Below are 17,907 nucleotides of genomic sequence, written 5' to 3' on the forward strand. Positions count from 1 at the left end.
TGGTGAAGCGCCGTGCGCCCGGCTGCGCACCGCCCGCGGCAAGGAGCCCGCTCTGTCTCAACGGTTGGACCTGCCCACTCCGGTGAAGCTCGTCGTGCTCGCGTCGGGCTCCGGCACCCTCCTGCAGGCGGTGCTGGACGCCACCGAGCGGTCCGGCTTCCCGGCGAAGGTCGTGGCCGTCGGCGCCGACCGCACCGGCATCGAGGCCCTCACCCGCGCCGAACGCGTGAGCGTCCCGTCGTTCACGGTCCGCGTCGCCGACCACCCCGACCGCGCCGCCTGGGACAAGGCGCTGACCGAGGCCGTCGCGGCGTACGAGCCCGACCTAGTCGTGTCCGCCGGGTTCATGAAGATCCTCGGCGAGCAGTTCCTCGGCCGCTTCACGGTGGTCAACACGCACCCGGCGCTGCTCCCGTCGTTCCCGGGGATGCACGCGGTGCGCGACGCGCTCGAAGCCGGCGTCAAGGTCACCGGTTCGACCGTGCACTTCGCGGACGCCGGGGTCGACACCGGGCCGATCATCGCCCAGGAGGCGGTCGTCGTGGAAAGCGACGACGACGAGAACGTCCTGCACGAACGGATCAAGGCCGTCGAGCGCAGGCTGCTGGTGGAAACGATCGAGCGACTCGGCCGCGGTGGCTGCACCGTGGACGGACGAAAGGTGACATTTCGTGAGCACTGACCTGGGACGGCGCCCGGTCCGCCGGGCGCTGATCGGCGTCTCGGACAAGGCGGGCCTGCTGGACCTCGCGACCGGCCTGCACGCGGCCGGCGTCGAGATCGTCTCCACGGGCGGCACGGCGAAGGTCATCGCCGACGCGGGTGTCCCGGTCACGCCGGTCGAAGACGTCACCGGCTTCCCCGAGTCGCTCGACGGCCGCGTCAAGACGCTGCACCCGCGCGTGCACGCCGGGCTGCTCGCCGACCAGGGCAACCCCGACCACGTCGAGCAGCTGCGCAAGCTGGACATCGCGGCGTTCGACCTGCTGGTCGTGAACCTGTACCCGTTCACGCAGACCGTCGCGTCCGGCGCGAGCCCCGAGGACTGCGTCGAGAACATCGACATCGGCGGCCCGGCCATGGTCCGCGGCGCGGCGAAGAACCACGGCAGCGTCGCGGTCGTCGTCGACCCGGCCCGTTACGGCTGGGTCCTGGAGCGCGTCGCCGACGGCGGCTTCGACCTCGCCGACCGCAAGCGCCTCGCCGCGCAGGCGTACGCGCACACGGCGTCCTACGACATCGCCGTCGCTTCGTGGTTCTCCAACGTCTACGCGCCCGCGGACGACTCCGGCTTCCCCGAGTTCTCCGGCATCAGCTGGGAACGCGGTGAGGTGCTGCGCTACGGCGAGAACCCGCACCAGAAGGCCGCGCTGTACCAGGGACACCGGGCCGGCCTGGCGCACGCCGAGCAGCTGCACGGCAAGGCCATGTCCTACAACAACTACGTCGACACCGACGCCGCCCGCCGCGCCGCGTTCGACTTCGCCGAGCCCGCCGTCGCGATCATCAAGCACGCCAACCCGTGCGGCATCGCGGTCGGCACCGACATCGCCGAGGCGCACCGCAAGGCCCACGCGTGCGACCCGGTTTCGGCCTACGGCGGCGTCATCGCGACGAACCGCCCGGTCAGCCGCGAGGCGGCCGAGCAGATCGCCGAGGTGTTCACCGAGGTCGTGCTGGCGCCGGACTTCGACGCCGAAGCGCTGGAGATCCTGCAGCGCAAGAAGAACATCCGGCTGCTCAAGCTGCCGGAGATCGCGCACCCGGCCCCGATCGAGTTCCGCCAGATCTCCGGCGGCGTGCTGGTGCAGACCGTCGACGCGATCGACGCTCCCGGCGACGACCCGGCGTCGTGGACGCTGGCCACCGGCACCCCGGCGGACGAGCAGACCCTGCGTGACCTCGAGTTCGCGTGGCGCTCGCTGCGCTCGGTCAAGTCGAACGCGATCCTGCTCGCCGCGGACGGCGCGACCGTCGGCGTCGGCATGGGCCAGGTCAACCGCGTCGACTCGTCGCGGCTCGCGGTGTCGCGGGCGGGCGACCGGGCCAAGGGTTCGGTGGGCGCGTCCGACGCGTTCTTCCCGTTCCCGGACGGCCTGGAAGTGCTGGTCGAGGCGGGTGTGCGGGCGGTCGTGCAGCCCGGTGGCTCGGTCCGCGACCCCGAGGTCATCGCGGCCGCGGAGAAGGCGGGGGTCACGATGTACCTGACGGGGACGCGCCACTTCGCGCACTGACCCGCGCTTCGAGAGGGAGGGCTCGATGCAGCAACCACCGCCGTACGGACCGGGTCAGCCGGGGCAGCCGGGCTATGGGCAGCAGGGGCCGTATCCCCCGCAGCAGCCCGGCTACCCGCCGCCCGGATATCCGCAGCAGGGGTATCCCGGTTACGGCGCGCCGATGCCGCCGCCGAAGAAGAAGCGGACCGGGCTGATCCTCGGGATCGTCGGCGCGGTGGTGGTGCTGCTGGGCGCGGGCATCCCGCTCGGCATCTTCGCGAGCGACTACTTCGCGAGCACCGGCGCGGCACCGTCGTCGTCGCCGGTGCCCGCCGAGTGCCAGGTCCCGGCCCAGGCGCTGGAGAAGGCGGGCTTCCCGAGCTTCGCGCTGGGCGGCCCGGGCACCGCGAACGTGCCGGGGCTGAAGCAGGTCAACTGCAGCTGGAAGCCCGGGCCGGACGAGAACGTCCGCGACGCCACCCTGAGCGTCCGGATCACCGGGTACTCCGGGGAGAACGCGCGGGACTCGGCGAACCACCTGTACGAGCCGATCGACCCGGCGGTCCCGCCGACCGACGTGAAGGGCGTCGGCGACAAGGCGGTGCTGGTCCGGCTGGTCACGAAGAGCGCCTTCAGCGGTTCCGAACTGCACGTCCTGAAGGGCACGACGGTCGTCATCGTCGAGGTGTCCGGCTGGGACAAGGGGTTCTTTTCGAACTCGCCGATGCCGCAGCAGGACACCGACGACGCGGTGAAGGCGGTCGGCAGCGAGATCGTCAAGAAGCTGCGCTAGGGCGGAACAGCGCGTAGATCACTTCGTCGCGCCAACCGCCGTCGCGCCAGGTGACCTCGCGCATCACGCCTTCGCGGTGGAACCCGGCCCGCTCCAGCGTCTTCTGCTCGGCGACATTGCCGCCGTCGGTGAACGCCTCGAGCCGATGGGCACGGGTGACCGCGAAGAGATGCGCGACGAGCAGCCGGTGCGCGGCCAGGCCGGCGCCCTGGCCGCGGTGTTCCGGCAGCAGCGTCAGGCCGATCTCGAAGCAGCCGCCCGCGGGGCCACCACGGTCGGCCGCTTCCCAGCTCGCCATGCCGGCGACGACGTCGTCCGCCGTCACGGCCAGCGCCGTGTCGTGCGGGCCGAGGTAGCCGTCCTCGGCCCAGCGGCGGCGGCGCACCCGCGGGTCCGTGAACCCGGTCCACTGGTGCGTGCCCAGCACCGCCGGGTCGGTCGCGAAGCGGTCCAGGACCGGCAGGTCCTCCTCGCGGAAGGGCCGCAGCGCGACGCTCACGCGGGCGCGGGCAGCGTCTTGCAGAGCGCGACGGGGAACTTCGGGTCGGCCGCCCGGATCTCCGGGCAGCCTGCCGACTTGACCTGCGCGAACGACGTCCAGCCCGCGTCGCTCCAGCGGAAGACCGCGCGGGCGGGCGGGTCGGTCTGGCGCACCAGCAGGTCGAGGACCAGCCAGGCCGGGTCGCAGACGCGGGTGGTGCCCGCGCTCTCGGCGCCCGTCGCGGACACCGCGGCGCCGATCCAGGCCGGATCGCAGTGGTCGGCGGGCGGGGCGCAGGTGCCCTGGGGCGCGCAGTGGCCCCAGCCGGCACCGAGCTTGTGCCAGGCGTTGCCGTTGTCGCCGTTGAGGATCACGGTGCGGTCGGCGACCGGGGTGGCCGTGGCCAGCAGCAGCTCGGAGGGCACCTTGTCCTGGCAGCCGCCCGCCGCGGGCCGGGTCGAGTAGACGACGTCGGCGCGAACGTCGGTCTTGGTCTCCACGATCTGCTCGATGCGCGGCTCCCGGACGCAGCCGGGGTCCTTGCCGGGCAGGGCGACCTGCACGAACAGGCTGGTTTCCTCCGGGCCGGGGCGGATCCCGGTGACGTCGGCGCGGAACGAGCGCCATTCCACGCCCATCGTCGTCGGCCCGGGGGCCGCGGCCTTGGCACCGGGCACCCCGCCGCCCGCGGTGAGCACGACGGCCAGCACCGCACCCGCGGCGACCAGCGCTCCGGCGATCCACAGAACCGGCCGTTTGGTCATCGCCCACCCCCAGAAGTCCACCGGGGAATCTAGCCGACGCCGCAGCGTCAGGCGGGTGGACCGGGTTTTTAGCGCTGTGTGACGTTTTTCTCCAGGTACACCGCGCCGCTGATGTGCCCGCCGGCTTCGGGTGCGTCGGTGAGCCGGTAGCCGGCCCGCTGGTAGAGCGTGATGTTGCGGGTGCTGCGGGCTCCGGTGAAGAGGGCGAACCGGCGTGCCTCGGCGGGGACGTGCGTCTCGGCGTGCTCGAGCAGCCGGCGGCCGAGCCCGCGGCCGGCGAGATCCGGCGCGACCATCAGCCGGCCCAGCTCCCAGCAGTCGCCTTCGAGCCGGGCGCGGACGGCGCCGACCAGCCGGTGGCCGTCGCGCAGGACCCACACCGACCAGGTCTTCGTCCAGTCGCGGACGTCTTCGAGGGTTTCGTGCAGCGCGGGGATGTCGAGGGTGTCGTTGAGGACGGCTTCCTGGACCCAGCAGCAGCGTTGCAGGACGAGCAGTTCCGGGCAGTCTTCGGGCCGGACTTCGGTGAGCTCCACGAGGGTCTGTCTAGCGATCGGGGCTCGGCGCGGGCAACTTCATTACCTTGGCGGGGTGACCGATCTGCTCTGTGCCGCGCTGGACGCCCCCGGATACGCCCCACTGCCTTCGCGGGCGCGAGAGCTGCTGGAGACGCTGGGGGCGCCGCCGCGGCTGGGGGCGCACCTGCGGGTGGTGCACGACGTCGCGCTGTCCTTGACCGGCTGGGCGGCGGGGCGGGCTTCGTTCGACGCCGCCGCGGTGCTGTTCGGCGCGGCCACGCACGACATCGGGAAGGTCCTGCACCCGGCGGAGCTGTCCGGCCCGGGGTCGGCGCACGAGCCCGCCGGGTATGCGCTGCTGGTGTCGCACGGGATCCCCGAGGATCTGGCGCGCTTCGCGCGGACGCACGGTTCTTGGTCCGCTCCGGACGTCACCGGCGAGGATCTGCTCGTCAGCCTGGCGGACAAGGTGTGGAAGGCGAAGCGGGTGCCGGAGCTGGAGGAGCGGGTCGTTTCCTGGCTCGGCGGCCCGGCGTGGGAGACGTTCATGGCCCTGGACGACGAGCTCTCGCGGATCGCTTCGGAGGCCGATTCGCGGCTGGCGTTCCAGGGTTCGTACCCCACTGACGGGTGACTTGACACCTCGGGTGGTTCGCGGTTTTATGGTGTACGTCGAACAGGTGTTCGATGTGGAACCGCCGCCTTCCCCGCGGCGAACCAGTGCCGTCGGTCGTGTTTTGGGAGAGGCCCGACCGCCGGCCTAGTCCGTGGTGGGGAGGTGCGTGCGGTGACCGCTGTGGTGGAGCCGCCGGTGGCCCGGCTGGCGGCCCTGCCCGGGGTCAGCACGGCGAGCCGGGTCGCGGCCCAGGCCGAGCGCGCGCGGGCGGCGGGGAAGGTGCTCCCGGTCGTTCCGGCGCTCGCGGGGCTGCTGCCCGCCGCCGGGCTCCGGCGCGGGAGCACGGTGGCGGTCCACGGGGGGACATCGCTGCTGTTCGCGCTGCTCGCCGAGGCCACGGCCGCGGGGTCGTGGGCGGCTGTGGTCGGCATGCCGTCGCTGGGGCTGGCGGCGGCGGCCGAGTACGGCGTGGACCTCGGCCGGGTGGCGCTGGTCCCACGTCCGGGCGCGGAGCTCCCGGCGGTGGTCGCGGCGCTGCTCGACGGCGTGGACCTGGTGGTGGTCAACGCGGAGAAGGTGCAGGCAGCCGTGGCGCGGCGGTTGTCAGCGCGGGCCCGCCACCGCGGGGCGGTCCTGCTGGCGTCCGGCGCGTGGCCGGCAGCGGACGTCGAGCTGTCGTGCCGGTTTTCGGGTTGGTCCGGTCTCGCGGACGGTTACGGCCACCTGCGTGAGCGCAGGGTGCAGGTAAGGGTCCACGGCCGCGGCGCGGCGGCGCGCCCTACCTCGGCTTCGCTGACGCTCCCCGGCTCCGCCGGCTCTGTGAGCTCCGCCGAACGTGGCCACGCCCTCCGTTCGGAGGCCACGGCATGACCTCCCGTCCAAAGTGGACCCCCACCCGGGCCACGGCGTGTCGTCCACGCAATCACGCGAGCCGACCCTCCAGGTACGTGGGCCGACTCTCGAGGTACGCGGGCCGACCCTTCGGGTACGTGTGTCGTCCCTCCAATCACGAGTGTCGACCGCTCCGTCACACCGGCTCGGCGAGCCGCGGCCCTCGCGAGGAGGGCGCATGACCGTCCCCGCGCCACGGCGTTCCTCCGATCTCCCCACCCGGATGCTCGTCCTCTGGTGCCCGGACTGGCCCGTGGTCGCCGCCGCGGCCGTCGGGGGTGTTCCCGTTACCGAGCCCGCCGCCGTTTTCAGTGCGAACCGGGTTGTCGCGAGCAATGCCGTTGCCCGGCGGAACGGTGTCCGACGCGGCATGCGGCGGCGGGAGGCGCAGTCGAACTGCCCGGACCTGGCCGTCTTCGCCGCCGACGACGGCCGGGACGCGCGCCTCTTCGAAGCCGTCGCTCGAACTGTCGAGGCGCTCGTCGTCGGGGTCGAGGTCGTGCGGCCGGGGCTCGTCGCCGTTCCCGTCGCCGGTGCCGCCGGGTACTTCGGCGGGGAACACGCCCTCGTCGAGCGGCTCGTCGACGAAGTGTCCGCCGCGGCGGGCGTGGAATGCCAGGTCGGCGTCGCCGAAGGACTCTTCGCCGCGACGCTCGCCGCGCGGTGCGGGGAGTTCGTCGAACCCGGGCGCGTCGCCGAGTTCCTCGCGCCGCTGCCCGTCACCGAGCTCGACCAGCCCGGCGCCGAGCGCGCGGAGCTCGTCGACCTGCTGCGCCGGCTCGGCTTGCGGACGCTCGGCGCCTTCGCGGAACTCCCGGAGCGCGACGTCGTCAACCGCTTCGGTGCGACCGGCGTCCTCGCTCACCGGCTGGCGCGGGGCCGCTCCGAACGTCCGCCGCTGCGGCGACGCCCGCCGCCCGAACTGACGCTCACCGAGGAGTTCGACCCGGTCGTCGAGCGGGTCGACGTCGCCGCGTTCCTCGCCAAGGGCCTCGCGACGCGGTTCTGCGCCGACCTGGCCGGGCACGGCCTGGCCTGCACCCGGCTCGGCATCTACGCGGTCACCGAAGAGGGCGAACACCTCGGCCGCGCGTGGCGGTGCGCGGAACCGCTGACGCCCGCCGGGGTCGCCGACCGCGTGCGCTGGCAGTTCGAAGGCTGGCTGCGCGCGGCGCCAGGCCGGCGTCCGACGTCGGGTGTGGTGCGGCTGCGGCTGGAGCCCGAGGAGACGGTCGAAGGCCGGTCGCTGCAGCTGGACCTGTGGCAGAACGGCCGTTCCGACGAGGACGACGAACGCGCGGCGCGCGCGTTCGTCCGGGTCCAGGGGCTGCTCGGGCCGGAAGGCGTGGTGACGCCGTTGCTCGACGGCGGTCGCGACCCGGCGGGCCGCGTCCGGCTGGTGCCCTGGGGCGACCCACGCGAGCAGGCGACGCCGCCGGACGCGACCTGGCCGGGGCGGCTGCCGGCACCGTCCCCGGCGACGGTCCTCGACCGCCCGGTGCCGGCCCGGGTCTTCGACGCCGAGGGCCGCCCGGTGGGCATCACGGCGCGCGAGCAGCTCACGGCGGTCCCGCGCGGGCTGAGCATCACCGGCGGCGCGCCCCGGGAGGTCGTGGGGTGGGCGGGGCCGTGGCCGCTGGCGGGCGACCGCCGAAGACCGGGCCCGCGACGGGCGCGGCTGCAACTGCTGGTCGCGGGCGAGCCGGACGACCCGCCCGACGCGGTGCTGGTGCACTGCGCGGGCACGGAAAATCCACTGTGGACGGTCGAGGGAGTGTACGACTGAGCATGGACGAGGACTACGCACGAAAGCTCCGGGCCTGGCTGCGCGCCGAACCGGGAGCAACGCCCCGAGAAGAGCGCGAGTGGCTGCGCGAAGTACCGAGCCCGGCGGCTGAGGGGGGACGGGCTGCCGATGAGGGCTCGGTGGCCGGCGAGCAGCTCCCGGCACCCCAGCCCGACTCGGACGGAAGGTGGACGGTTCGCGGGCAGCTGCCTGCCGCGCAGCCCGAGCTCGACGAGGAGTGGGTGTGCCCGGTGATCGCGCTCCCGGTTCCGCGCGCATCGCAGGAGAACGGCTGCCGCATGAGCGGTGCCGAGGCTCGGAGCCGTCGGAACCACCCGTCGGGGCGGCTGCGAGAGGAAGCCGCTGAGTCCCGGGTGCCAGGTGAAGCCGATCGGAGCCGCGGGCCGGAGGAACCCGCGGAACCCCAGCGTCTCACCGAAGCCGAAGCCCGGAGCCGCTGGAACCACCCCAGCAGCTGGCACCGCCGCCGGCAGCAGGATGAGCGATAGATGGGCTGGAACAACCCACCCGTCCGCTGGAAGGACCTCGCCCGCACCCTCGCCGGCGGGGTGCCTGCCGGCGACCACGGTGACAGCCCCGCCTGGGGCCGCCGCCGCGAGGCCTACCAGCGGCCCGGTGATCTCCCCACCCGGCGCAACGACGACGGCGGCGAGACCGTCCGCGTCCCCTACGCCGAGCTGCACTGCCACTCCAACTTCAGCTTCCTCGACGGCGCCAGCCATCCCGAAGAGCTCGTCGAAGAAGCCGCTCGCCTCCAGCTCGACGCCATCGCCCTCACCGACCACGACGGCATGTACGGCGTCGTCCGCTTCGCCGAGGCCGCGCGGGAACTCGGCGTCAACACAGTCTTCGGCACCGAGCTCAGCTTCGGCCTCCGCAACCCGCAGAACGGCGTCGCCGACCCCGAAGGCGAGCACCTCCTGCTGCTCGCCCGCGGCGACCAGGGCTACCGGGCCCTCTGCCGCGCCATCACCGCCGGACAGATCCACGAAAACGCCGAAAAGGGCAAGCCCATCTACGACCTCGACGCCGTCGCCGAGGAGGTCGCCGGGCAGTGCGTCGTCCTCACCGGCTGCCGCAAAGGCGCCGTACGCTCCGCCCTCGTCACGAATGGCCCAAGGGCCGCCGCCGAAGCGTTGAAAGAACTCACCGACCGCTTCGGCCAGGACAACGTCTACGTCGAGCTCACCGACCACCGCCAGCCGCTCGACAGCACCCACAACGACGTCCTGACGAAGCTGGCCGAGGAACTGCGCCTCCCGACCGTGGCCACCACCGCCGCGCACTACGCCCGCCCTGAACGCGCCCCGCTCGCCGACGCCCTCGCCGCCATCCGCGCCCGCCGCGGCATCGACGAACTCGAAGGCTGGCTGCCCGCGGCCGGGACGGCGTTCCTCCGCAGCGGCGCCGAAATGGACGTCCTGTTCCGGCGCTACCCCGGCGCCGTCCGCCGCTCCGCGCTGCTCGGCATGGAATGCGCGTTCCCGCTCAAGCTCATCGCGCCCAAGCTGCCGCCCTTCGACGTTCCCGGCGGGGAAAGCGAAGCGGTCTACCTCAGGAAGCTGACCGAAGATGGCGTGAAGGAGCGGTTCGCCGGAAAACCCCACGAAAAGCAGGCGATCGACCAGATCGAGCACGAACTGGCGATCATCGAAGACCTCGGCTTCCCCGGGTACTTCCTGATCGTCTGGGACATCGTCACCTTCTGCCGCAAGAACGACATCCTCTGCCAGGGAAGGGGTTCGGCCGCGAACTCGGCCGTCTGCTACGCGCTCGGCATCACGAAGGTCGACTCGGTGGCCAACAAGCTGCTCTTCGAACGCTTCCTCGCCCCGGACCGCGACGGCTATCCCGACATCGACCTCGACATCGAGTCCGACCGCCGCGAGGAGGCCATCCAGTACGTCTTCAAGAAACACGGCCGTCTGAGAACCGCCCAGGTCGCGAACGTGATCACCTACCGCGCCCGGTCCGCCGTCCGCGACGCCGCGAGAGCACTGGGCTACTCACCTGGCCAGCAGGACGCCTGGAGCAAGCAGATCGACCGCTGGGGTTCCTTGCGCAGCACCGAAAAGGACCACGACCACGACATCCCGGACGACGTCGTCCAGCTCGCCTTCGCCCTCGAGGACTTCCCGCGGCACCTGGGCATCCACTCCGGCGGGATGGTCATGTGCCACGAGCCGGTGAGCCAGGTCGTGCCGGTCGAATGGGCGCGGATGGCCGACCGCAGCGTCATCCAGTGGGAGAAGGAGGACTGCGCCGCCGCCGGGCTCGTCAAGTTCGACCTGCTCGGCCTCGGCATGCTCTCGGCGCTGCACTACATGCTCGACCTCGTCGAGGAGTACAAGGGCGAGAAGATCGACCTCGCCGAGCTGGACCTCACCGACAAGAACATCTACGGCATGCTCTGCCGCGCCGACGCCATCGGCGTGTTCCAGGTCGAGAGCCGCGCGCAGCTGGCGACCTTGCCCAGGCTCAAGCCGGACAAGTTCTACGACCTCGCCGTCGAAGTCGCGCTGATCCGGCCGGGCCCGATCCAGGGCGGTTCGGTGCACCCGTACATCCGCCGCAAGCAGGGGATCGAGGAGTGGGACTACGACCACCCGCTGCTGGCGACGGCCCTGGAGAAGACCCTCGGCGTGCCGCTGTTCCAGGAGCAGATGATGCAGATCGCGCTGGACGTCGCGAACTTCACCGCGGCGGAGGCCGACCAGCTGCGGCACGCGATGGGGTCGAAGCGCTCGGACCGGAAGATGGACCGCTTGCGGCAGCGGTTCCTCGAAGGCGCCGCCGCGAACGGGGTCGAAGACGAGCTGGCGCAGAAGATCTTCCTGAAGCTCAAGGCGTTCGCGAACTTCGGCTTCCCCGAAAGCCACGCGCTGAGCTTCGCGCACCTCGTGTTTTCGAGTGCCTACTTCAAGTACTACCACCCGGACGCGTTCCTGGCGGGCCTGCTGCGCGCGCAGCCGATGGGCTTCTACTCGCCGCAGTCGCTGGTCGCCGACGCGCGGCGCCACGGCGTCACCGTGCACGGCCCGGACATCAACCGCAGCCTCCCGCACGCCACGCTGGAACCGTTGCCGGACAACGGGCACGCCGTGCGCACCGGGCTGAGCACCGTGCGGATGATCGGGGAGGACGTCGCGAAGGGGATCGTGGCCGAGCGGAAGGCGAACGGCGACTTCACCGACATGGCCGACGTCGCCCGCCGCGTGCGGCTGAAGACCCCGCAGATCGAGGCGCTCGCCACGGCCGGTGCGTTCGCCGGGTTCGGCGGCGACCGCCGGCAGGCGCTGTGGACCGCGGGTGCCGTCGCCGGGGAACGCCCGGAGAAGCTGCCGGGTCTGGTCGGCGGGACGGCCCCGGTGCTGCCCGGGATGGACGGCCTCGACCTCGCGGCGGCGGACGTCTGGGCCACCGGCGTCTCGCCGGACAGCTACCCGACCGAGTTCATCCGCGACCGCCTCGACGCGCTCGGCGTCGTCCCGGCGAACGGCTTGGCCGACCTCGAAGACGGCGCGCGCGTGCTGATCGGCGGCGCCGTCACGCACCGGCAGCGCCCGGCGACCGCGGGCGGCGTCACCTTCCTCAACATCGAGGACGAGACGGGGATGGTCAACGTGATCTGCACGCTCGGCCTGTGGCAGCGCTACCACCGCGTCGCGCGCGCCAGCCCGGCGCTGCTGATTCGCGGGGTGGTGGAGAAGTACGACGGCGTGGTCAGCGTCCTCGCCGACCGCGTCGAGGCGCTGCCGATGCGGATCAAGGCGAAGTCGCGGGACTTCAGGTGAGGGGACGCCGCACGATCGTGACGATCTCGGGGCTGGCATCGGTCACCGGGGTGCGATCCCAGTAGCCGTACTGCTCGTCGACGACCAGACCGGCCTCCGCGATGAACTCGTCCAGGGAAGGAACATCCAGGAACCGCAAGGTGCTCTCGCTGTACTGCGGCGCGTCCCAGCCCGGACTCTCGTACGTCGTCTTGAAGCTGACGTACCCGTTCTCGAACGGCCCGGCCTCGTTCCACGACCGCACTTCGCCGGCGTCCCAGACGTTCGACGGCGTCCACCGCTCCCAGGCGCGGGCCGCCGGGTTGCGGGTGTCGAAACCGAACCGGCAGCCGGGTTTGAGGGCGCGGTGGATCGCCGAGAACGCCGTTCGCAGCTCCTCGTCGGTGAGCAGCACCTGGAACGCGTGCCCGGTCATCACGGCGAAGTCGAACTCGCCGTCCCAGGCGGCGGTCGACAAATCGCCGTGCACCCACTCGATGTCGTCCCGGCGGCGGGCCTGGATGAGCATGCCCTCGGCGGGGTCGAGGCCGACGAGCCGTCCTTCGTGGCCGGACTCGCGCGCCCAGTGCAGCAGGGAACCGGTGCCGCAGCCGACGTCCAGCACCGACTCCGCCGCCATGATCATCGGCAGGTAGAACGCGAAGTCGCCGCTGCTCTCCCGCGGGTTCATCGCGTCGTACAGCGAGGCGAGGTAGGGATCGACGTAGTCGTGGTCGGGCACGGTCGTCACCGTAGTGATCGGGCCGGGAAAGCTCACGCGGTTTTCGGGGCCAGACCGAGCAGTTCGGGGTGCGCGGCCAGCTCCTGCCAGTACGCACCGGGGTCGGGGAGCAGCCGCCGCCGGTCGAGGTCCAGCAGACCCGACACCGACGACACGGAGGCGACGAGCGTGCCGTCCGGGGCGTGGAACTCCTGCACGACGCGGGAAGTTTTACCCGAGCCCCACTGGAAGTCGCAGCTGACCGAGACCTCGCTGCCCGGGACGAGCTCACGGTGGAACCGCACGGTCGTCTCCAGGTTGACCGGGCCGATCCGGCGCGCGGTCAGCTCGGCCGGGTCGATGCCCGCCGCCCGCACGCACACCCAGCGCGCGTGGTCGGCGTAGGCGAGGTAGGCCGCGCCGCGGACGTGGCCGTTGACGTCGAGGTCGTCAGCGCGCACCGCGATGGTGACTCGGAACATGGGGACGATCGTGGCGCGCGGGCCGGGCCGGCGTCTGGAACTTTTCGGCCACGCGCACGAGTGCCGCGGGGGAGGAACCGGACAGGCGCCGGCATTCGCGGCCGAGGTGCGACTGGTCGGCGTACCCGAGCCCGGCGGCGACGCCGGCCAGCGACGCCCGCCCGGCCGAAAGCGACTCCAAAGAGCGCAGGAACCGCTGGAACCGCCGGATGCGGTGCAGCTGCTTCGGCCCGGCGCCGACCGCGTGGACGAGGTGCCGCCGCAGCGCGCGTTCGCTGAGCCCCACGGCGACATCGGACGTCCGCGTGGCCGCACCGAGAGCTTGGACGGCAGCCAGCACGCGCCGGTCCGGCGTCGCCCTCCGGCGAGCGACGAGCGTCTCGAGGATTCCGCGCTGGGTGTCGGGATCATCCGTAGCCGCCAGGACTTCCTCGGCGCGACGGGCGTCCGCGCCCCAGAGATCGCTCAGCCTCGTCACGGCCGCCAGTTCCGGCATGGCCGTGCCGAGCACGGCGGCCGCAGCGCCGCACCGCAGCCGCACGCCGACGCGGGAGGCTGACGCCGGGACCCACAGCCGCAGGGGAGCGCCGACGGTGACGACCACGGCGAGCGAGGCGCCGTCCCAGACGAGGTCCGCACAGCCGTCCGGGAGGACGCGCAACGGACGTGCCCAGCCGGTGTGTCCGTGCCAGCCACAGGCCAGGACTCCGGCCAGCGCGGCGGGCGGCGCGACTTCGCGGTAGCTCGACCGCGTGCGCGAGGTGACCGCCAGCGGCCGCAGCGGAACTCCCATGGGCCCAGTATGCAGCGGTCAGGAACTGACCTATTTCGATCTTACCGTCGGGACCACACCGAACCGAGGAGGAAACATGGTTCCCGACGGCTACACGACGGTCACCCCGTGGATCATCGGCCACGACACCGCCGGTCTGCTCGACTTCCTGAAGCGGGCCTTCGGCGCCGAGGAACTCGGTCGCGTCATCGGCGAAGACGGGAAGATCGGCCACGCGGAGGTCCGCATCGGCGACGCGGTCGTGATGGCGTTCGACTCGCCGGACGGCTGGGACGCGACCCCGGCATTCCTGCGGCTTTATGTGCCGGACAGCGAGGAAACCCAGCGACGCGCGATCGAAGCGGGTGCGAGCGAGGTGACCCGCCAGACGGTCTTGTTCTTCGGCGACCGCGTCGGACGCGTGCGTGATCCCTTCGGCAACCTGTGGTGGATCCAGACCCGCTTGGAGAACCTGGACGAAGCCGAAATGACGCGGCGCGCGCAGCTGCCCGAGTACATCGAGGCGATGAACTACGTCCAGGGTGCGCAGCTCTAGCCGCCGGTGTGTGTGGCACCCTGGGGCCGTGCTGGAGACGGGGGAGGACTACCGCGAAGCGGTGTTGTCCGGGCAGTGGTGGGAAAAGCGCCGGTTCACCGGGTGTGACTTCACCGGCGCGGACCTGAGCGGGCTGCGCACGCGTGGCTGCACCTTCGACGACTGCGATTTCGGCCGGGCCGATCTGTCGCGCTCGCGGCACGACGCGTCCGCGTTCCGCTCGTGCACCTTCGACCGCTCGGTGCTCGTCGAAAGCCGGTGGACGTCGTGCTCGCTGCTCGGGTCGTCGTTCGCCGAGTGCGGGTTCGGCGGCATCGCCCTCACCGAGTGCGACCTCTCGCTGGCGTCGCTCGCGAAAGCGCGGCTGCGCAAGCTGGGCCTCTCCGGGCTGCGGCTGCGCGAAGCCAACCTGACCGAGGCCGACCTCGCCGGCGCCGATCTGCGCGGCAGTGACCTGACCGGCGCCCGCCTCCAGGCCGCGAAGCTCGACGGCGCGGACCTGCGCGGTGCGCGTCTCGACGCGAACGCCCTGGTCCAGGCCGAGCTGCGGGGTGCCGAAGTCGACGTCGAGACGGCCATCGCCTTCGCCGCCGCCCACGGGCTCGTCATCCGCTGAAAAGAAGGCCCCGGCAGCGCGCTGCCGGGGCCTTCGAAGATCAGTCGATCGGGGGTTCGCCCGGGTCGAGCTCGATCAGGTCGCCCTCGGCGACGAGCTCTTCGATCGACGCCGGGAGCAGGTACGCCGACCCGCCGCCCGGCTGGTTGAACCACGGGATCGCGACGCCGGCCAGCGCCTCGAGCGGCCGCTGCACGCGGTAGACGTGGTACGGCCGGTTCACCCACTCGGGCACCAGGGACCGCTCGGCGAACGGCGTCCCCGCCGCGTACGTCAGGTTGCCGTTCGGGCCGCCGAAACGGTCCAGCTCGCTGCCCGCGGGCAGCTCGCGCAGCTCCTTGCCACGGAAGAGCGTCAGCGGCGGCTCGCCGGACATCGGGCCGATCGGCCACTGCTGCTGGCCACCGCCACCACCGCCGTTGACGGCCGGGCGGGCCGGCTCCTCACGACGCGGCGGCGCGGGCGGTGCGGGTGGCACGGGCGGTGCGGCCGGAGCACCCATCGGCGGGGCACCCGGCGACACCGGGGCCGCCAGGACGGTCGGCGTCGACGGCGGCTCACGCCGGGGCGGCGCGGGGGCCGCGGGCGGCGGACCGGCCTGCTGCTGGGCCAGGGGCGGCGGCCCGGCCGGGACCGGCGCGGGCTGGCGCGGCGGGGCCGGCGGCTCGTCGTCCTCGAGGTCGCCGAACAGCTCCTCGGCGCTCGTGAACGCCGTCTGCTCCTGGGCGGGCACCGGCTCCGGCTTGCGGACCGGGTACGACCCGGTCGCGACCTCCGGCGACAGCGTCGCGACGACCCGCTGCGGCACCGGTTCCGGCTCGGGTTCGGGCTCCGGCTCGGGAGCGGGCGGCTCCTCGGGCACGTGGCCTTCCGGGTTGAGCAGCAGCTTGCCGAGCATGAACGCGGCCGCGTCCTCGGCGTCGCCGAACACCGCGGGGTTGCTGAGCTGGCCGTCGTACCAGCCGACGCGCCAGCCGTCGTCGACCTGCTCGACGCTCCACCCGTGCTCGGCGGGCTCGCCCAGCTTGTAGCCGCTTTCGGGCACCTCGAGCTCGTCCAGCTTGGTCTGCAGGCCGGCGAGCACCGGGTGGTCCGGGGTCTCGCGGCGCAGCGCACGGCGGCCCGAGCGGGGCGGGGCGGGCTCGGGTTCGGGCGCCGGCGGCTCCGGCACCGGCAGCACGCCGGGCACCTCGGACTGGGTGATCATGGTCGGCGGGCCGGGGTCGAAATCGGGACGCTCCGGCGGCTGGAACCCGCCGCGCGGCGCCTCGTCCGGCCGGGACCGGCCCGGCGGGAACACCGGCTCGTCCAGGCCGGGCGCGAAGGCCGCGTGCGCCGGCTCGTCCTGATCCGGCTGGAACGCCGCGTGGGCGGGCTCGTCGGCCTGCTCCTGATCGGGCTGGAAGGCCGCGTGCGCCGGCTCGTCGTCCCGGTGGGAACCCGGGTCGAACGCGGGGTGCGCGTCGTCCTCGCGGTGGGAGGCGGGCTCCGGCGCCTGCTCGTCGTCGAACCCGCCCTCAGCCTCGTGCGGGGACCGGCTCACGGGGTCATGCGGCTCGTCCTCGTGCCCGATCGGCTGGTCGGGGACGTACTCCGCGGTCTCCTCGAGGTCGGGCACCCGGCCCGGCTCCGGCGAAGTGCCGTTGGAGCCGGCGGCGTGCTCGGGGTGTTCGTACTCCTCCTCGCCGTAGGCGTCCTCCTCGGCGAAGCGGTCGTCGAACTCCTGGTCGTCGTAGCCCTCTTCGGCGAACTCGGTCTCTTCGGCGTAGGCGTGCTCCTCGGCCGGGGCTTCCGGCTCGGGGGCGTGGGCCGCCGGTTCCACCGGCGCGGGCGGCTCCTGGTGCTGCTGGGGCGGCACGACCGGCACCGCCGGCGCGACCAGGGTCGGCGGCGGGCCCGCGGGCGCCTGCTGCTGGGGCGGCGGGCCCTGCGGCGGGGGTCCCTGGGGCGGCGGACCGGCCGGGCGCTGCTGCTGCGGGGGCGGCTGGTTGCCCCGGGTCAGGTACGCGCCGGCGGCCTGCAGGGTCGGCTCGTCGACCGGTGGCAGCTTGAAGCCGACCGCCCGGACGTGCTCGACCAGGTCCGACTCGGGCGAAACGCCGTACTTGCGCAGGTAGAAGTTGACGGCGGCGGGCCAGATCCACTGGCCGTCGCTGTGGAAGGCGACCGGCACGGTGGCCTCGGGCGCCGCGGCCAGCCGGTCGATGTCGTAGCCGCGCTCGGTGACGACCAGTGGCGCGTGGTCGAGGTACTCCAGAAGCCGGTCCTGCTCCTCGACCTCGAGGTCGGGGCGGTTGATCACCGGGCGGCCGGCGGGGCCGATCGTGTCGAAGATCCGGGCGATCCGGAAGTGCGGCCCCGGCTGCTCCGGGCCGAGCCCGGACATCCGCCGGATCAGCCACTCGGGCACGTTGTCCTCGGTGCGCGGGAACATCCGCAGCTCGTCGGAGTAGGCCTGCGGCGGCGGCACGAGGTTCCACACCGGCTCGTCGCGGTTGTACTCGAGGTTGTAGCTGGACGGGTGGTCGAGCTGGTAGCGCGCGTTGAACCACGTCCCGCGGCCGTCGCGGTACATGCCCCCGCGCAGCCTGCCGAATAGGGTCGCGATGTCGTGAGTGGCTAGCCACTCGTGCACCGTGCCGTCCTCGGTGACGATCTGGCCGGCGAGCTCGTGGTACCTCCCGACGGCTCGATACTCCGCGGTGACCTTGCGCCAGTCGCGCGGGGCGGCACGGAGCAGGGCAAGTCCGATCTGCTTGACCAGGGTGTCCTGCTCGGTCGCGTTCAGCTGCGTCGTCGGTTGTGCCACGGGGACATTTTGACTGTTCGCGCGCGCGAGTGCACCCCGCATGTGGGTTTTGCCGCTCGGCGACCCGGCGGCACCCGGCCTGACCTCGTGCG

General features: G+C 72.7%; 16 protein-coding genes. 9 read left to right on the forward strand and 7 right to left on the reverse strand.

Annotation, left to right across the window (positions count from 1 at the left end):
- Nucleotides 1-64 precede the first annotated feature (64 nt).
- From purN to QQ657_RS29385, 3 genes are read left to right on the forward strand one after another with little or no spacing between them, the layout of a single operon-like run.
- Nucleotides 65-682, forward strand: coding sequence for a phosphoribosylglycinamide formyltransferase (gene purN / locus QQ657_RS29375; RefSeq protein ID WP_284745490.1), 618 nt, complete (start codon nucleotides 65-67; stop codon nucleotides 680-682).
- A complete protein-coding gene (gene purH, locus QQ657_RS29380) occupies nucleotides 672-2,234 on the forward strand; it encodes a bifunctional phosphoribosylaminoimidazolecarboxamide formyltransferase/IMP cyclohydrolase (protein ID WP_284745491.1) in 1,563 nt (520 codons plus the stop codon). Before purN ends, purH begins: the two co-directional genes overlap by 11 nt.
- A 25-nt stretch (nucleotides 2,235-2,259) precedes the next feature.
- Nucleotides 2,260-3,009, forward strand: a complete 750-nt coding sequence (locus tag QQ657_RS29385; RefSeq protein WP_284745492.1) for a hypothetical protein — start codon at nucleotides 2,260-2,262, stop codon at nucleotides 3,007-3,009.
- Here QQ657_RS29385 and QQ657_RS29390 read toward each other — a convergent pair.
- The 3 genes from QQ657_RS29390 to QQ657_RS29400 form a co-directional block, all read right to left on the reverse strand.
- Entirely contained in the window at nucleotides 2,993-3,508 is a 516-nt protein-coding gene (locus QQ657_RS29390) for a GNAT family N-acetyltransferase (RefSeq protein ID WP_284745493.1), read from the reverse strand. The genes QQ657_RS29385 and QQ657_RS29390 overlap by 17 nt on opposite strands.
- On the reverse strand, nucleotides 3,505-4,254 hold the full coding sequence (locus tag QQ657_RS29395; RefSeq protein WP_284745494.1) for a hypothetical protein: 750 nt from the start codon (nucleotides 4,252-4,254) through the stop codon (nucleotides 3,505-3,507). The genes QQ657_RS29390 and QQ657_RS29395 overlap by 4 nt, the downstream gene beginning before the upstream one ends.
- Before the next feature lie 68 nt (nucleotides 4,255-4,322).
- Nucleotides 4,323-4,790: a GNAT family N-acetyltransferase gene (locus QQ657_RS29400; protein WP_284745495.1), complete on the reverse strand. Its 468-nt coding sequence runs from the start codon at nucleotides 4,788-4,790 to the stop codon at nucleotides 4,323-4,325.
- Between the two features lie 55 nt (nucleotides 4,791-4,845).
- On the opposite strand from QQ657_RS29400, the gene QQ657_RS29405 reads away from it, so the two are divergent.
- The 4 genes from QQ657_RS29405 (at nucleotide 4,846) to QQ657_RS29420 (ending at nucleotide 11,880) form a co-directional block, all read left to right on the forward strand.
- A complete protein-coding gene (locus QQ657_RS29405) occupies nucleotides 4,846-5,406 on the forward strand; it encodes an HD domain-containing protein (protein WP_284745496.1) in 561 nt (186 codons plus the stop codon).
- A gap of 153 nt (nucleotides 5,407-5,559) precedes the next feature.
- Nucleotides 5,560-6,258, forward strand: a complete 699-nt coding sequence (imuA', locus tag QQ657_RS29410; protein ID WP_284745497.1) for a DnaE2-dependent mutagenesis accessory factor ImuA' — start codon at nucleotides 5,560-5,562, stop codon at nucleotides 6,256-6,258.
- A 244-nt stretch (nucleotides 6,259-6,502) separates the two neighbouring features.
- On the forward strand, nucleotides 6,503-8,065 hold the full coding sequence (locus QQ657_RS29415; protein WP_284745543.1) for a DNA polymerase Y family protein: 1,563 nt from the start codon (nucleotides 6,503-6,505) through the stop codon (nucleotides 8,063-8,065).
- Between the two features lie 509 nt (nucleotides 8,066-8,574).
- Nucleotides 8,575-11,880, forward strand: coding sequence for an error-prone DNA polymerase (locus tag QQ657_RS29420; protein ID WP_434056793.1), 3,306 nt, complete (start codon nucleotides 8,575-8,577; stop codon nucleotides 11,878-11,880).
- Here the strand turns inward: QQ657_RS29420 and QQ657_RS29425 are convergent.
- From QQ657_RS29425 to QQ657_RS29435, 3 genes are read right to left on the reverse strand one after another with little or no spacing between them, the layout of a single operon-like run.
- Nucleotides 11,873-12,601: a class I SAM-dependent methyltransferase gene (locus tag QQ657_RS29425; RefSeq protein ID WP_284745498.1), complete on the reverse strand. Its 729-nt coding sequence runs from the start codon at nucleotides 12,599-12,601 to the stop codon at nucleotides 11,873-11,875. The genes QQ657_RS29420 and QQ657_RS29425 overlap by 8 nt on opposite strands.
- Nucleotides 12,602-12,633: 32 nt before the next feature.
- The gene (locus tag QQ657_RS29430; RefSeq protein ID WP_284745499.1) at nucleotides 12,634-13,062 is read right to left on the reverse strand and encodes an acyl-CoA thioesterase; all 429 of its coding nucleotides are present in this window, start codon (nucleotides 13,060-13,062) and stop codon (nucleotides 12,634-12,636) included.
- On the reverse strand, nucleotides 13,031-13,855 hold the full coding sequence (locus tag QQ657_RS29435; protein ID WP_284745500.1) for a helix-turn-helix domain-containing protein: 825 nt from the start codon (nucleotides 13,853-13,855) through the stop codon (nucleotides 13,031-13,033). Before QQ657_RS29435 ends, QQ657_RS29430 begins: the two co-directional genes overlap by 32 nt.
- A 76-nt stretch (nucleotides 13,856-13,931) precedes the next feature.
- Between QQ657_RS29435 and QQ657_RS29440 the strand changes: the two genes are divergently transcribed.
- The gene (locus QQ657_RS29440) at nucleotides 13,932-14,390 is read left to right on the forward strand and encodes a VOC family protein (protein WP_284745501.1); all 459 of its coding nucleotides are present in this window, start codon (nucleotides 13,932-13,934) and stop codon (nucleotides 14,388-14,390) included.
- A gap of 28 nt (nucleotides 14,391-14,418) precedes the next feature.
- On the forward strand, nucleotides 14,419-15,006 hold the full coding sequence (locus tag QQ657_RS29445; RefSeq protein WP_284745502.1) for a pentapeptide repeat-containing protein: 588 nt from the start codon (nucleotides 14,419-14,421) through the stop codon (nucleotides 15,004-15,006).
- Between the two features lie 40 nt (nucleotides 15,007-15,046).
- Here QQ657_RS29445 and QQ657_RS29450 read toward each other — a convergent pair whose 3' ends face one another.
- Nucleotides 15,047-17,857, reverse strand: a complete 2,811-nt coding sequence (locus QQ657_RS29450) for a glycohydrolase toxin TNT-related protein (RefSeq protein ID WP_284745503.1) — start codon at nucleotides 17,855-17,857, stop codon at nucleotides 15,047-15,049.
- Nucleotides 17,858-17,907: the final 50 nt, after the last annotated feature.

The sequence above is a fragment of the Amycolatopsis ponsaeliensis genome (assembly GCF_030182635.1).
In the GTDB taxonomy this organism is placed as follows: domain Bacteria; phylum Actinomycetota; class Actinomycetes; order Mycobacteriales; family Pseudonocardiaceae; genus Amycolatopsis; species Amycolatopsis ponsaeliensis.